Source organism: Amycolatopsis sp. NPDC043889 (assembly GCF_056435645.1).
On sequence record NZ_JBWKEC010000033.1, the window covers coordinates 36,933 to 51,887 of the forward strand.

The following is a 14,955-nucleotide window of genomic DNA, read 5'->3' on the forward strand; positions in this document are numbered from 1 at the left end:
CTTCATCGGGCGTTCGCGATCAGGGCCTGCTCGTCGACTTTCCCGTTGCGGGTCAGCGGGATCTCGTCGACCACCACCCAGCGGGCGGGTAACGCGTAGCTCGGCAGCCGCCGCGACAGGAACGCGCGCAGGGCGCGGGGTTCGGTGTCCTCGCCGGGGTGGACGACGATGGCCGCCACGAGCTGGGGGTTTTGGTCCTCCTGCCGGGAAACGACGATCACGGCGTCGCGGACACCGGGGTGACCGGCGAGGAGGGTGCCGATCTCCTCGGTTTCGATGCGATGCCCGTCGAGTTTGATCTGCTTGTCCACGCGGCCCAGGAAGACCACGTTCCCGCCGGGGTCGAGCCGGACCAGGTCACCCGTGCGATACAGGCGTTCGTCCACGTCGGGGGAGAAGTGGCCGAAGCGCTGCTTCGTTTCGGTCTCGTCGTCCAGGTACCCGTCGGCCAGGCCCGTTCCGGCCGCGTACAGCTCGCCGACGCCGCCGGGCGGGACGAGGCGGGCGTTCCGGTCGAGTACGAAGACCCTCGTGCCGGCGATCGGCCTGCCGATGGGCAGGGGCCCGTCGATCTCCGCGCCGCCGCGCACGGTGTGCGTGGTCGTGAACGTGGTGTTCTCCGTGGGGCCGTAGCCGTTAGTGAGCACCAGCCCGGGGTAGGTGTCGAGTATCCGTGCCGCCGCGTCGTGCGGTACGACTTCGCCGCCGCTCAAGAGCCAGCGCAGCCCGGCGAGCGCCTGCGGCCGTGAGTTGGCGATCAGCCGGAACAGGCTGGCGGTCAGCCAGGCGACGGAGACCTTCCGCTCGGTGAAGAACTTCTCCAGTGCCCGGACCGTCGGAAGCCGTCCGGGAAAGGCCTCCAGGGTCGCGCCGTTGAGCAAGGTCACCCAGATCTCGTACGTCGACGCGTCGAAGGCCAGCGGCGCCATCCGCAGGACCCGGTCGCCCGGGCGCGTCCGGAGTTCCGCCGTCCGCGCGAGCCTTGTGACCGCGCGATGCGGGACGACGACGCCCTTCGGCTCACCGGTGGATCCGGAGGTGAACGCGATGTACGCCGTCCTTTGTGGATCGTCGTGGCCGGGAGCCGGTTCGGGATCCGCGTCGATTTCCCCACCAGGGACCCAGACGTCGACCCGGGCGAGCCCGCGCAGGACGGGATGACCGGCCGTGGCCGCGTCGACCACCGCCGCCGCGGGCGCCAGCTTGCCGATGATCCGCGCCATCCGGGCTTCCGGCGCGTCGTCGTCGAAGCCCGCGTACGCGGCTCCGGCACGGATGATCGCGAGCAGCGCCACGATCTCGCCGACCGACCTCTTGGTGGCGACGAGGACCGTGTCACCGGGCCGCACCCCGGCACGCCGCAGGACTTCGGCGTACCGATCGGCCGCCCGCGCGAGCCGCCCATAGGTCAGCTCGGCGTTCGCGTCACGGACCGCGACCCGTTCCGGGTGAAGCCGCGCCTGTTCCAGGAACAGGGTTTCGATATCGGCCGGAGGCGTGTCGGCGCCGGCCAGCGCGCCGAGGATCCGGCGGCGTTCCGGCGCGATACAGCGCACGTCCTCCAGCGAACCGTCGAGGTGGGCCAATTCGCCCACCGCGGCGGCGACGTCGGCGACGAAACCGTGCTCGGCGTCCGGCACCGCGGTGGCGAACCTGACCTCCCCGGACCGCAGATCCGTGTGCAGGGAAGCGAGTACGAGGTCCACCGGCCCCTCTTCGGCGACGCCGACGGGGTGGACCGAATCCAGGAAGTCCTCGACGCGTGCCTTGTCGTCGACGTGGACCCGGATCACCCTTCCGGCGACCGAGATCGCGGCCTCGGCCGCCGCCGTCCACCGGCACAGGGTCACCGCGAACGCGGCGAGCACCACCTTCGCGCGCCGGTATTCGGACGGCTCGGCCGCGAGCTCGGTCGTCAGATCGTAGGGAGTGGTGAACGCATCAGGCATCGGCCTCGCTGCTTCCCGCGCGCTTGCGCTCCAGCCGGACATGGAGGTGATCGGGCCGCCGGAAGATGTGGCCGCGTTCCCGCAGCCGCCAGAAACCCGGCCGGACGCCGTCGAGCGAACCGCTGAGCCGGACGCCGCCGAACCGGTGCGACAACCGCTCGAACAGCGTGTCGAACTCCGCCAGCGCCAGCTGGATGCCCAGGCAGGTGTGCGGACCGGACGAGAACGCCAGCAGCCGCTGGTCGGTCCGCTCCGGACGCCAGGAATCCGGGTCCTCGAACGCGTTCTCGTCGCGGCTGGCGCTGCCCAGCGACAGCAGGAGCGCGGACCGGCGCGGGACGTCCACCCCGTGCAGGTTCAGGTCTCTGGTCGCGTACCGGAGGATGGTGTGGCTCGGCGGTTCCCACCGCAGCGTTTCGCGCACCACCTGGGTCCGGTATTCGTGGTCCGCCAGCGTCGACAGGTCGACATTGTGCGCGAGTACCGCGTACATGATCTTGCCGATGGTCGCGACGCTCGTCTCGGTGCCGGCGAGCAGGAACAGCGTGGCCGTGCCCAACATGGATTCGTCGAGCGGTTCGCCCGGCGGGAAGACGAGGTCGAGGAACGGCATCCGGCCGCCTTCGCGGCGGTCGGCGAGTTTGTCCTTGAGGTAGCCGATCAGCTCCGCCTTGGCCGCGAGCGCCGAATCCAGCGAGGTCGCCGGGAACTCGATGGCACCCGCCAGCGGGAGCACCCGTGGGCGCAGCCAGGCGGCGTCCTCCGGCGGCAACCCGAACAGCCGGGTGACCATCGCGTAGGGCACTCCGACCGCGACCCGTTCCATGAACTCGACGTCGACCTCGTCCTTGGCGCCCATTTCGGCCTCGATCGAGTCGAGGACCTGGTCCACCGCGGGGATGAGGATCTCGGTGCGCAGCCGTTTCACCGAGGCACCGGCGAACAGCGGCATGAACAGCTTCCGCAGATCGCGATGGCGTGGTCCGTCGGTGTCCAGCAACGTGCGGCCGAACAGGCGGCGGCTGCTGCGCATCGGGAACCCGCTGCCGACCTCGCGGTCGGCCAGCAGGGCCTGGACGTCTTCGAACCTGGTGACCAGGAAGGCGTTGAACGCCGCCGACCAGTGCACCGGATCCGAACGCCGGAGCTCGGAGTAGATGGGCCAAGGGTCGGCGAGGAATTCGTCGGAGCTGAAGTCCAGTTTCACCGGGGCGGTGCTCATTTGTCGCCTCCGTTGCCGACCAGTTCGGTCCGGGACTTCAACTGACGTGCGGCCTCTTCCGACGTGAGCCGGATGGACTCGGCGGTGCCCTCGAATCCGCCTGCCAGGGTGGGCACGACCTCGTGCGCGAGCGCGGTCAGCTGATCGAGGGTCGCGCGGTGCGAAATCCACCTGGGGACGAAGAAGTTCAGCGACACCGGGTCGCCGACGCGGTCGATCAGGTCGCGGATCCGGGCCGCGCAGGTCGCGGCGTCCCCGACGATGAACCCGCCCGTGTCGACGAGGTTCTGCAACGTCTTGCGGTGCGCGACCGGGGAATCCGGGATGGGCATGCCCAAGGTGTTCCGGTAAAGGCCTCGGCGCAGCGCGGAAAAACCTTCCAACAGTTCTTCGACGCCCGCGGCGGGGGAGTCCGCGATGTGGACGAAGACGTTGCAGCGGATCCGTGTCCCGCCGGCGGATTTGTTCCGGTAGGCATCGACGCGCTCGATCAGCGCGCCCACCGGATCCGGGTCCATTCCGGGCCGGATGGCGCCCCAAGGCGGTGCCACGTGGACGGTCGGGGTCGTCGACGTGTCGGTCAGGAGCTCGATACCGGCCGGGCTCAGCGAAGACGCGACGACGGTCTCGATGGTGCCGGGACCCCTCAGCGGCTGGAGCTGGAGGACGGCCTTCTTGACGGTGAACCACGGCGTCGTCGTGTTGACCGTTTCGCCGTTGAGGAGCGCTTGCACCGTCCCCAGCGCCGCACGGAAATGGTCGCGGACCGAAGCCGGATCCACCCCGACCATTTCCATGTCGTGGACGTAGGTTCCGGTGCCGACGCCCAGGATCGCCCGGCCGGCGGTGAGGTGATCGAGCAGCGTGATCCGTTCCGCGACGTGCAAGGGGTGGTGGTACGGCAGCGGGATGACACCCGTGGCGAATCGGATACGGCGCGTCTCACGGGCCAGCGCGGCCATCAGCATTTCCGGGGAACTGAGCGTGCTCCAGCCGCTGGAATGGTGCTCGCCGAGCCAGATCTCGTCGAAACCCAGTTCGTCGACGAGGCCGCACAACTCGATGTCGCGTTTCAGCGACGCGTGCGGGCTGACCGAAGGGTCGTGGAAGGGAGGCAGGAAGCAGCCGAATGCCTTTGCGTTCATCTCAATCCTTTGTCTGGGGGCGGACGATCGTGCTGCCTCAGGCCGATGGCACCTGTTCGAGCAGGTAGTCGCAGAACTTGTCCACAGTGGTCAGATCCTCGTTCTCTTCGAGGTCGATGAACACGTCGAGCTTCGTCTCGATCTTCTCGATGAGCGCCAGGTACTCGATGGAGCTCATACCCGTCTCGGGGAACTCCGTGTCCGCTTCGATGGTCTGGTTTTCCAGAACGCCGCCCGCGACCTCGGTCAGAAGGGAGAAAATCTGCTGACGCAATTCCGCCCGCGCGTCTTCCGCGTTCATGTGTCCCCTTTGCTGAATCCGCGCGTGAAGGCGCGGATGGATGAATGCTGAATGGTGATCACGCCGCATTCGAAACGCGGCGGTTCATTCGATGATCACGACAGCGAAAGTCACCCCAGTGTGCTCGCTGTCGTTTCTCCCAGTACGCCCGGACATCCGTCCATGCGGGCGATTCGAACCATTGTTGCCCGAAGCTTCCGATGTCCGCAACAGTCCGCGAGACCGATCTTCGGTGTTCTTCCGCGGTTACGTGACGAAATGATCAATGCGGAATGACGTGAAGGGGGCTTTCCGTGCGCGCGTGCACGGAAAGCCCCCTTCACGTCTGGTCAGCGCTTGCGCTTCTGCAGCAGTTCCGCGAACTGCCGCCAGTCCTCCGCTCGCGCCCTGGCGAGTTCGGAGATCAATTCCAGCCGGTGTTCGGGGATGTTCCTCGCGACCTGGTCCCATTTGTCGCGGTCGTTCAGATGCCCGTCCAGCAGTCGCACGAGGGTGCGGCCGGACTCGGTGTAGCGGATGGTGGGGTCCGACCGGAGCCGCTCCACCGCCGCCTGGGTGTCCGCTCCCGTGGGATCACCGCCGTCGGCCGGACGGGGGCGTGGCCTGGTCGCGGCGCGTGCCGCCTGCTCTTCGCCAAGGCGATGCCGGTGACGCACGTCGTGCGCGGTCGCCAGGGAAACGCCGGCGCCGCGCGCGATCTCGCGGATCGAGGCGGACGGGTTGCTCGTGATCAGCTCGTGGGCACGGCGACGGCCCTGTGCCGGGTCCAGCGCGCGGACACGGCCGTCGCGGCCGACGTGGGCGTTCGAGTGGGGAACTTCCCCACTCGAACGCCGGCGCAACTTGCCGACCGTCTTGTGGGAAAGGCCCGTGACCGCCGCGATCGCCCGGTCGGACCAGTGAGGGCGGGCGCCGAGGATCCGGCAGGCGGCGGCTTTGCGGTCGGCGAGGGAAAGCGGCAAGCCGTGCGCGATGTTCGCCTTCACGGCGAGGATGAAGGCGGCCTGCTCGTCGCCGTCGAAGAACTGCACGTTGATCGTGGTGGCGTTCTTCAGCTTCGCCGCCTGGAGCCGATGCGTCCCGTCGATCACCCGCATCGTGGGACGGTGGACGAGGATCGGCGGTAGCGGGGCATCCGTCTCGGCGAGCACCCGTGCGTACGCGGGATCCACGCCCGCCGCCCGCGGGGTGTCCCGCACGGACAACTCGTCGAGCGGGACCTCGACGACCTCACCGAGCGGCGGGTCCGAGCCGACCGCGACCCACTCGTCTTCCCTTCTGGCCGCGGGGATCTGCGCGCCCTCCGCAGTTTTCTCCTTATGCCAGTTTAACATCTTCCAGCCCCCAGAACACTTGGTGAATATCAAACCTTTTCAATATTCGAGCTGGTGTGAGTGGATGTCAAGGTCCGTGAGTCGCAATCGGTGGTTCCGGCGTCGCCAGGGTGTTCGACGGTGTCTCGTGTTCTCGGCTACTGTCCGTCGTCATACGGCCGAACGGAAGCAAGTCGCTTGACGGGAGCGCGGAAGCCACGCAACCTGAACTTGACCCGTCGACGGAGGGAAGCCCATAAACCGCTCGGTGAAATACGTCCCCGTGAATTCCGGGGACGGCTCGGCGAATACTCCGCGATTGTTCTTTCCGGTCATCGGATGATTTCCGCCGTCCGCCGTATGCGACGATACTGACCGCTATGGAAGAGGTCCAGGTGGTCGTCGCCCACCATGATTGCGCGACCGTGCGCGCCGGTGACGTGTTCCTGAAGATCGACGCCGATCAAACGCGCACCGACGTGGAAGTGGCGGCGATGACCATGGCGCCGATCCCGACCCCGGAGGTTCTCTGGCGAAAGCCGCCCGTGCTCGCGCTCGCCGCCCTGCCCGGCGAAGCGCTCGGCCGCCTCGGCCGTCCGTCGACCGCGTCACCGGAGGCATGGGCCGCGGCGGGCGCCGCCCTGCGGACGCTGCACGACGCGCCGCTGCCACCGTGGCCGGGCCGAAGCCCCGACGAGGTCGCGGCGCACCTCGACGACGAATGCGAATGGCTCATCACGCAGGATGTCCTGCCCCCGAAGCTGGTCGAGCGCAACCGCCAGATCGCCGAAGCCGCGCTTCGACCGTGGACACCGGTGTTCACGCACGGCGATCTGCAGATCGCCCACGTCTTCGCCGACGGTGACGAGATCACCGGCGTGATCGACTGGTCCGAGGCGGCGCAGGGCGATGCCCTCTTCGACCTCGCCACCTTGACTCTCGGACACGAGGAGCGTCTCGAAGACGTCTTGTCGGGCTACGGCGCCGACGTGGACCTCAACGTGATCCACGCGTGGTGGTCGTTGCGAAGCCTGCGAGCGGTCCGCTGGCTGATCGAGCACGGCTTCGATCCGGCCGCGCCGGGCTGCGAGATCGATGTACTGAAGGCGCGGATGTGAAGGATGGTCATGAACCCGCTCCGTCGTCTGGGTGCCGTCGATCGATCTGCGACGGTGCTTCGGATACGGGGTTTCAGGGGGCGGCCCTGATGAAGGACTTGAGCCCTGCTCATCAGGCAGTCGAGAGGGGTGATCTTCCGCTGCTTCGTGAACTCCTCGATGGCGGCGCTGACATCAACGAAGAGCATGCTGGGCTTACGTTGTTGCACCATGCCATTGACGTCGAGGTTGACAGTCACACGCAGACGGGCGAGCCACTGCACGTGGATGTCACGGCTTACTTGCTTGCGCGAGGAGCGGACCCGAAGCGACTTTCGGATGCTGGTCGCGGCGTTACTGCTGAGCATATGGCGTTCGTAAGCCGTCACTGGTTGGCGTCGGCTCTCTTTGAGAGATGGGGCGCCCATCGCAACGGAGTGGGCACCTAGCGGTTCGCGCTCGCCGACGATGGAACAAACGTGCAACTGAACCGTATGGTCGATCTGTGTGCCCTCGGCAGGATTCGAACCTGCGACACCTGCCTCCGGAGGGCAGTGCTCTATCCCCTGAGCTACGAGGGCGTTGCCGCCTGAGCGACGTTGGAAGCTTAGCGCATGTCCCCGCAGGGGCTCCCGAGTGGTGGTCGTTAACCGGCGTGGTGCTCCACGAGGCGCGCCAGTAGCCCGGTCGACTGCTCCACTTCGGCGCGGTCCAGTGGCGTGAGGAACGTGTCCTGTGTGCCACTGACCAGGTCTTCCGACCGCTCCAGCCGGCCTTGGTGCGGGGCCGGTGGCATCGGAAATGCGTAGCGTTGGTGGTACCAACGAACTGGAGGCCCGATGATCGAGCCGTTCGAAGTCCGGATCCCCGAATCCGCCATCGCCGACCTGTGTGCCCGCCTGCGCGCCACGCGCTGGCCCGAGCCGGCCACCGTGGACAACTGGGAGCAGGGAGTCCCGCTGGAGTTCGCGCGGGAGCTGTGCCGGTACTGGGCGGAGGACTACGACTTCGGGCTGGCCGATCGGGTCAACGCTTTCCCGGGTTTCAGGACCACTGTGGACGGTCTCGGGATCCACTTCCTGCACGTTCGCTCGCCGGAGCCGGACGCGATGCCGCTCGTGCTCACGCACGGCTGGCCGGGATCGGTCGTGGAGTTCCTCGACGTGCTCGGGCCGCTGACCGATCCCGCCGCGCACGGGGGTGATCCGGCGGATGCGTTCCATGTCGTGGTGCCGTCGCTGCCGGGGTTCGGCTGGAGCGACAAGCCGGCGTCGACGGGGTGGAACGTCGAGCGCATCGCGCGGGCCTGGGATGAGCTGATGGGGCGGCTCGGCTACGAGCGTTACGTCGCGCAGGGTGGCGACTGGGGTGCCGGGGTGACGAGCATGCTCGCCAAGGTCGCGCCGGAGCGACTGATCGGCGTCCACGTCAGCATGGCGGGCGTCCCGTATGACGAGGCCGTCCTCGGTGAACCGACGGCCGAGGAGAAGGCGGCGATCAGTGACCTGGCGCGATTCCGCGCGGTCGGGTCGGCGTACGCGCAACAGCAGGCCACGCGTCCGCAGACGCTCGGTTACGGGCTCACCGACTCGCCGGTGGCGCAGGCGGCGTGGATCGCGGAGAAGTTCTGGGAGTGGACCGACAACGACGGCTCACCGCAGACCGCGCTGTCCTGGCGCCAGATGCTCGACGCGATCTCCGTCTACTGGTTCACCGCGACGGCGGCCTCGTCGGCGCGGATCTACTGGGAGAACAAAAAACAGGACGTCTCGGCCGTTGAAGTTCCTTCGGGTATCTCGATCTTCCCCCGCGAGATCATCCGGCCGTCCCGGCGCTGGGCGGAGCTGCGCTACACCGATCTTCGCTGGTACGAGGTGCTGGCCGAGGGCGGTCACTTCGCCGCGTTCGAGCAGCCTGAGGCCTTCGTCGGTCAGCTGCGGGGGTTCTTCCGGTCGCTTCGGTAGCGGTGCGTGGCGAGTCCAGGTTTCGGGAAGGCCCTCCTGGGGGATGGCTTCCGTGTGTGGCTTAAGACATGGTGAATTAGGCTCACCTGTATTGCACATATGCGCATGTGACAATATATTCGGCCTGTCGACTTCACGAGAGGCGGAGCAATGGGTCACGGGCACGGGCATGGAACGGCCTCGCCGTCGAGCGCGTCAGGCCGCTACCTCAAGAGCTTGACGATCGCCCTGGTCATCGGCGCCGGCTTCATGGTCATGGAGTTCATCGTCGGGTTCGCCACGGGCTCGCTCGCGCTGATCTCCGACGCCGCGCACATGTTCACCGACGTCCTCGGTGTCGGCATGGCGCTGGCGGCCATCCTGCTCGCCCGGCGCAGCGGCCCGACGCTGACCCGGACCTTCGGCTTCTACCGCGCCGAAGTGCTCGCGGCCCTGGCCAACGCCATCCTGTTGTTCGGCGTCGCGGGCTACGTCCTGGTCGAGGCCATCGGCCGGATCAGCGACCCGCCTGCCGTGCCCGGCCTGCCCGTCTTGCTGGCGGCGGCCGCGGGCCTCGTCGCGAACATCGCCTCGTTCCTGATCCTGCGCAAGGGCGCGGAGGAGAGCATCAACGTCCGCGGCGCGTACCTCGAAGTCCTCGCCGACCTGATCGGCTCCGTGGGTGTCCTGCTGAGCGGCGCGATCACGCTGCTGACCGGCTGGCGCTACGCCGACCCGATCATCGGTGTCGCGATCGGCCTCTTCGTCCTGCCCCGCACCTACGCCCTCGCCCGCCGCGCGCTGCGGATCCTGTTCCAGCACGCGCCGAAGGGCGTCGACGTCGCCGGGATCCAGGCCGAGCTTGGCGGGCTGAAGGGTGTCGAGGACGTCCACGACCTGCACGTCTGGACGCTGACTTCGGGCATGGAGGTCGCTTCGGCGCACCTCACGATCGCGCCGACCGTGGAGCAGGCCGAGGTGCTGACCGAGGCGCAGAACCTTCTGGCGAACCGCTACTCGATCGAGCACGCGACCCTGCAGATAGAAGTGCCCCAATGCGCTCAACGTTGCCGGGAACTCTCCTGGTGACCCCCTGACGCATTTCGTCCTCTGAATGCGGTAGTTGGTAAAGCGAACTACCGCATTCAGAGGACGAAATGCGTGAGAGGAAAGGCGTCAGGCGGGGAGGGGGGCCGCGCCGCGCTCTTGGAGCATGCCCTTCATCAGGGTGATCTCGGCGCCCTGCGAAACGAGCATGCTTCGCGTCAGCGACTTCACGTCCGCGATCGACGTGTGATCGTGGCCGTACTGCGCCATCTCGGTCCCGCCCTCGTGGTGCCGCAGCATGAGCTGGAGGAAGAAGACGTCCAGCTCCTTGCCGGTCAGCGACCGCAGTTTGGCGAGTTCGGCCGACGTCGCCATGCCCGGCATCGGCGCGCCGTTCGACGGCTTCATGTCGCCGCCACCGTGCCCGCCGTGGCCGGACATCGGCTCGGTCATCCAGGTCATGTAGGCGCCGGTCGTCTGCTCGGGCTGGCCCCACAGGCCCAGCCAGCCCTTCATCCGGCCGACCTGGCCGGTCTGCGTGCGCTCGATGTCGAACGCGAGGGTCTTGATCGCCTGATCGGTCGTGTGATCCCGCGCCCAGCCCGCCATGGTGACGGCTTGGAGGTGGTGCACCGACATGTCCTGCGCGAAGCCGACCTCGACCGAGCCCGCGCCCGGTGTCGTCTGCTCCGGTTCGGAGTCGATCAGCCTGGTCGTCAGCGCGCCGAGGCCGAAGCCGAGGATCAGCATGACGACCAGGGCGGCCCCGATCACCAGCCATCGGCTCTTGGCCGACCGTGAGGCTTCGTCCTGGGGATCGGGGTCCACTTGGCTCACTACTTGCTCGCGGGCGCCGAGGGCTGGGTGGCGGGCACGGAAGGCACGCCGCTCTGGCCGGTGCCGGGCTGGTCCTGCTCCGTGCCCGCGGTGCCCTTGTAGTCCATCGGCTTCGCGTCCGGGCCCGGCGGGGTCGGGTCGAAGTCGCCCGGCTCGATCTGCGCGTCGCAGGTGGCGTCACGCTCGGGGTACGCGCCGAACGGGTTGGTCCGCAGCGCGGCGACGAACTGGTCGATCCGCTCGTCGGAGGCGGAGTCCAGCTTGAGCTGGTGGCCCCAGGACTGCACGGAGATCGGCTTGTCCAGGTTCGGGTACGGCGACATCACCATGTACGGCTTGCCCTCGACGCGCACCTTCAGCAGGTCCAGCGCTTCGCCGGTGACCTGCTGCGGGTTGTAGGCGATCCAGACCGCGCCGTGCTCGAGACCGTGGACCATGTTCTCGTTGCGGACGGCCTTTTCGTAGACGACGCCGTTGCACGCGGCCCAGGCCTGGTCGTGCGGACCGCCGAAGGGCGGGGTCTTGTCGTAGTTGACGCGCTCGGCGGCCGAGACGTGGACGGAGCCCTCGTAGGTGGCCGTGGTCACCCCGGGGATGCGCTTCGAGGGGTCCGGGTCCTGCTGCGAGGGCGCGAAGGCGGCAGCGGCCTCTTCGCGGGTCTTCTGCTCGCGCTTGGGCGCCGAAGCGACCATGTAGTAGGTGACCACCGAGGCCGCCAGGACGACGATCGCGACGACGGCGATGATCGTGCCCCAGGGCGTGCCCTTCTTGGACACGACGGAACTACGGGCGGCCTTCATGGCGTTCTTCGACGACGCGCCCTTTTTTCTGGTTGTCCCGTTAGCCATGGCTCCTGCGTTCTCCGAAAGGGGTGGTCCCTGCGCGGGCCAGTGTAGAGACCGCGCGTCTGATCACCGTGAACAGCCGTAAGATCACCGGCTTGGCTCACACCTTCCGGCGGTCGCTGCGAAGCCCGGACCAGGTCACACCTAGAATTCCGCGAGTGACTCCCGCAGCTCTCGCCGACCTGGTCCGTAACTCCGCCGTGCAGGTTCTCGCCGCGCGCGGCCTCGACGATTCCGTGCTGCCGGAGAAGGTGACGATCGAGCGTCCCCGCAACCCCGAGCACGGCGATTACGCGACCAACCTGGCGCTGCAGGTGGCCAAGAAGGCGGGCATGAAGCCCCGCGACTTCGCCGACGCGCTGGCCGAGGCGCTTTCGGCCACCGACGGCATCGAATCGGCCGAGGTCGCCGGGCCGGGCTTCCTCAACCTGCGGCTCGCGGCCGACGCGCAGGGCCAGATCGTCCAGCAGGTGCTCGACGCCGGGGAGAAGTACGGCCTCGGCGACGCGCTGGCGGGCGTCAAGATCAACCTCGAGTTCGTCTCGGCGAACCCGACCGGCCCGATCCACCTCGGCGGCACCCGCTGGGCCGCGGTCGGCGACGCGCTGGGCCGCGTGCTGTCCGCGCAGGGCGGCCAGGTCACCCGCGAGTACTACTTCAACGACCACGGCGCGCAGATCGACCGCTTCGTCCGGTCCCTGATCGCCGCCGCCAAGGGCGAGCCCGCCCCCGAGGACGGCTACGCGGGCGGCTACATCAACGACATCGCCGCCGAGGTCATCCGCCAGGAGCCGAGCGCGCTCTCGCTGCCCGACGACGAGCGGGCCGAGACCTTCCGCCGGGTCGGCATCGAGCTGATGTTCACCGAGATCAAGCAGAGCCTGCACGATTTCGGCACCGATTTCGACGTCTACTTCCACGAGAACTCGCTGCACGAGTCCGGCGCCGTGGCGTCCTCGGTCCAGCAGCTGAAGGACTCCGGGAACCTGTACTTCGAAGACGGTGCCTGGTGGCTCAAGTCCAAGGAGCACGGTGACGACAAGGACCGCGTCGTCATCAAGAAGGACGGCAACCCGGCCTACATCGCCGGTGACCTCGCCTACTTCCAGGACAAGCGCAAGCGCGGCTTCGATCTCTGCATCTACATGCTCGGCGCGGACCACCACGGCTACATCGCCCGCCTGAAGGCCGCCGCGGCCGCGTTCGGCGACGACCCGGCCGTCGTCGAGGTGCTGATCGGCCAGATGGTCAACCTGGTCTCCGAGGGCAAACCCGTCCGGATGAGCAAGCGCGCCGGCACCGTGATCACCATGGAGGACCTGGTCGGCACCGTCGGCGTCGACGCGGCCCGCTACGAGCTGATCCGCTACTCGGTCGATTCCACTTTGGACATCGACCTCGACCTGCTGCGCAAGCATTCCAACGACAACCCGGTCTACTACGTCCAGTACGCCCACGCGCGGCTGGCCTCGTTGCAGCGCAACGCTTCCGACCTGGGCCTGAAAACCGATGGCGAAGTCGACTTCGGCCTGCTTACGCTGCCCGCCGAGGGCGATCTGATCCGCACGATCGGCGAATTCCCGACCGTCCTCCGCCGGGCCGCACAGCTGCGTGAACCGCACCGCGTCGCCCGGTACCTCGAAGAACTCGCCGGCGCGTACCACAAGTTCTACACCGTCGGCCGTGTCCTTCCCCAGGGCGACGAGGAGGCCACCCCCCTCACGTTCGCCCGGCTCGCGCTGTGCCAGGCCGCCCGCCAGGTGCTGGCGAACGGCCTCAACGTGCTCGGTGTCTCTGCTCCGGAACGGATGTAACGAAGAATGGCTCACCCCGCGGGCCCCCGCCACGCCGACGTCTACCCCCACGCCGACGCCTCCGGTTTCCCGCCGTCGAGTCCCGAAGAACTCGACAGGCTGTACCCGAAAGTCTGGCCCCGCAACACTTTCCGCGGCGGTGACGGCGTCGTCCGCATCGCCGGTGTCGACGTCCGCGAGCTCGCCGAGAAATACGGCACGCCGCTGTTCGTCGTCGACGAGGCCGACTTCAAGTCCCGATGCGCCGACTACGCCGAGGCGTTCGACGACCCGGCGCTCGTGCACTACGCGTCCAAGGCGTTCCTGTCCATCGAGATCGCCCGCTGGGTGGCCGAACAGGGGCTGAGCCTGGACGTCTGCAGCGGCGGCGAGCTCGCCGTCGCGCAGCGCGCGAACTTCCCGGCGGAGCGGATCACCTTCCACGGCAACAACAAGTCGTTGCCCGAGCTGGAAGCCGCCGTCGAAGCCGGCGTCGGCACGGTCGTGGTCGACTCCTATCACGAGATCGCGCGGCTGGCCGACGTCGCCGCCCGGCACGACGTCGTGCAGAACGTCCTCATCCGGGTGACCGTCGGCGTCGAGGCGCATACCCACGAATTCATCGCGACCGCGCACGAGGACCAGAAGTTCGGTTTCTCGCTGGCGTCCGGTGACGCGGCCGAGGCCGTGCGCCGCGTGCTCAACGCGCCGTCGCTCAAGCTGATCGGCCTGCACAGCCACATCGGTTCGCAGATCTTCGACGCCGACGGTTTCGAGGTCGCCGCCCGCCGCGTGGTCGGCCTGCTGGCCGAACTCGCCAAGGAGCACGGCACCGATCTGCTCGACCAGTTGTCGATCGTCGACCTCGGCGGTGGCTTCGGTATCGCCTACACCGACAAGGACAACCCGCCCCCGCCCGCGCAGATGATCACGCAGATCCGCGAGATCGTCCGCAAGGAATGCGAGTACGCGGGCCTTCCGGTGCCGAAGATCGCCGGCGAGCCGGGCCGCGCCATCGCTGGCCCCGGCACGATCACGCTGTACGAGGTCGGCACCATCAAGGACGTCTCGCTCGGCGACAAGGCCGCCCGCCGCTACGTCAGCGTCGACGGCGGCATGAGCGACAACATCCGCACCGCGCTCTACGACGCCGTGTACGACTGCCGTCTCGTATCCCGGTCCGCGGACGACGACGGGGACGGCCAGGTTGCCGCCGCGCTGTCCCGGGTCGTGGGAAAACACTGTGAGTCCGGCGACATCGTCGTCCGTGACTGCTGGCTCCCGGACACCCTTGCTCCCGGCGACCTGCTCGCCGTGGCGGCCACCGGGGCGTACTGCTACTCGATGGCCAGCGGGTACAACCGGCAGCCGCGGCCCGCGGTGGTGGCCGTGCGCAACGGCAGCGCCCGCGTGCTGCTGCGGCGGGAGACGACGGACGACATGCTGCGCCTGGAGGTCTAGCA

The 14,955-nt window shown here is 68.1% G+C and carries 14 protein-coding genes and 1 tRNA gene; 6 read left to right on the forward strand and 9 right to left on the reverse strand.

Features of this window, described 5'->3' with window-relative positions; translation table 11 throughout:
* Positions 1-2: 2 nt before the first annotated feature.
* The 5 genes from AC0685_RS36585 to AC0685_RS36605 form a co-directional block, all read right to left on the reverse strand.
* The gene (locus tag AC0685_RS36585) at positions 3-1,949 is read right to left on the reverse strand and encodes an amino acid adenylation domain-containing protein (protein ID WP_478229658.1); all 1,947 of its coding nucleotides are present in this window, start codon (positions 1,947-1,949) and stop codon (positions 3-5) included.
* Positions 1,942-3,171, reverse strand: a complete 1,230-nt coding sequence (locus AC0685_RS36590) for a cytochrome P450 (RefSeq protein WP_478229659.1) — start codon at positions 3,169-3,171, stop codon at positions 1,942-1,944. The genes AC0685_RS36585 and AC0685_RS36590 overlap by 8 nt, the downstream gene beginning before the upstream one ends.
* Positions 3,168-4,316: an LLM class flavin-dependent oxidoreductase gene (locus AC0685_RS36595; protein WP_478229660.1), complete on the reverse strand. Its 1,149-nt coding sequence runs from the start codon at positions 4,314-4,316 to the stop codon at positions 3,168-3,170. Before AC0685_RS36595 ends, AC0685_RS36590 begins: the two co-directional genes overlap by 4 nt.
* Before the next feature lie 37 nt (positions 4,317-4,353).
* On the reverse strand, positions 4,354-4,617 hold the full coding sequence (locus AC0685_RS36600; protein WP_034309004.1) for an acyl carrier protein: 264 nt from the start codon (positions 4,615-4,617) through the stop codon (positions 4,354-4,356).
* A gap of 329 nt (positions 4,618-4,946) precedes the next feature.
* Positions 4,947-5,951, reverse strand: coding sequence for a ParB/RepB/Spo0J family partition protein (locus AC0685_RS36605; RefSeq protein ID WP_478229661.1), 1,005 nt, complete (start codon positions 5,949-5,951; stop codon positions 4,947-4,949).
* A 359-nt stretch (positions 5,952-6,310) separates the two neighbouring features.
* On the opposite strand from AC0685_RS36605, the gene AC0685_RS36610 reads away from it, so the two are divergent.
* Both AC0685_RS36610 and AC0685_RS36615 read left to right on the forward strand, forming a co-directional pair.
* Positions 6,311-7,048: a phosphotransferase family protein gene (locus AC0685_RS36610; RefSeq protein ID WP_478229662.1), complete on the forward strand. Its 738-nt coding sequence runs from the start codon at positions 6,311-6,313 to the stop codon at positions 7,046-7,048.
* Positions 7,049-7,137: 89 nt separating this feature from the next.
* Positions 7,138-7,476: an ankyrin repeat domain-containing protein gene (locus AC0685_RS36615; RefSeq protein ID WP_478229663.1), complete on the forward strand. Its 339-nt coding sequence runs from the start codon at positions 7,138-7,140 to the stop codon at positions 7,474-7,476.
* A 59-nt stretch (positions 7,477-7,535) separates the two neighbouring features.
* On the opposite strand, the gene AC0685_RS36620 is transcribed toward AC0685_RS36615, so the two are convergent.
* Together AC0685_RS36620 and AC0685_RS36625 are read right to left on the reverse strand one after the other, a co-directional pair.
* Positions 7,536-7,608 (reverse strand) — tRNA-Arg (locus AC0685_RS36620).
* Between the two features lie 65 nt (positions 7,609-7,673).
* Complete coding sequence (locus AC0685_RS36625) at positions 7,674-7,823, reverse strand: hypothetical protein (RefSeq protein ID WP_478229664.1); 150 nt, start codon at positions 7,821-7,823, stop codon at positions 7,674-7,676.
* 43 nt (positions 7,824-7,866) lie between these two features.
* Here AC0685_RS36625 and AC0685_RS36630 point away from each other — a divergent pair, with 43 nt between their 5' ends.
* Positions 7,867-8,991, forward strand: a complete 1,125-nt coding sequence (locus AC0685_RS36630; RefSeq protein ID WP_478229665.1) for an epoxide hydrolase family protein — start codon at positions 7,867-7,869, stop codon at positions 8,989-8,991.
* Between the two features lie 150 nt (positions 8,992-9,141).
* A complete protein-coding gene (locus AC0685_RS36635; RefSeq protein ID WP_340683776.1) occupies positions 9,142-10,059 on the forward strand; it encodes a cation diffusion facilitator family transporter in 918 nt (305 codons plus the stop codon).
* A gap of 87 nt (positions 10,060-10,146) precedes the next feature.
* On the opposite strand, the gene AC0685_RS36640 is transcribed toward AC0685_RS36635, so the two are convergent.
* Complete coding sequence (locus AC0685_RS36640) at positions 10,147-10,845, reverse strand: DUF305 domain-containing protein (RefSeq protein WP_478229705.1); 699 nt, start codon at positions 10,843-10,845, stop codon at positions 10,147-10,149.
* Positions 10,846-10,853: 8 nt separating this feature from the next.
* Complete coding sequence (locus AC0685_RS36645) at positions 10,854-11,654, reverse strand: DUF3105 domain-containing protein (RefSeq protein WP_478229706.1); 801 nt, start codon at positions 11,652-11,654, stop codon at positions 10,854-10,856.
* A gap of 203 nt (positions 11,655-11,857) precedes the next feature.
* On the opposite strand from AC0685_RS36645, the gene argS reads away from it, so the two are divergent.
* Positions 11,858-13,513: an arginine--tRNA ligase gene (gene argS, locus AC0685_RS36650; protein ID WP_478229666.1), complete on the forward strand. Its 1,656-nt coding sequence runs from the start codon at positions 11,858-11,860 to the stop codon at positions 13,511-13,513.
* 6 nt (positions 13,514-13,519) lie between these two features.
* Positions 13,520-14,953 carry a diaminopimelate decarboxylase gene (gene lysA, locus AC0685_RS36655; protein WP_478229667.1) on the forward strand — a complete coding sequence of 478 codons (1,434 nt, stop codon included), beginning with the start codon at positions 13,520-13,522 and terminating at the stop codon, positions 14,951-14,953.
* Positions 14,954-14,955: the final 2 nt, after the last annotated feature.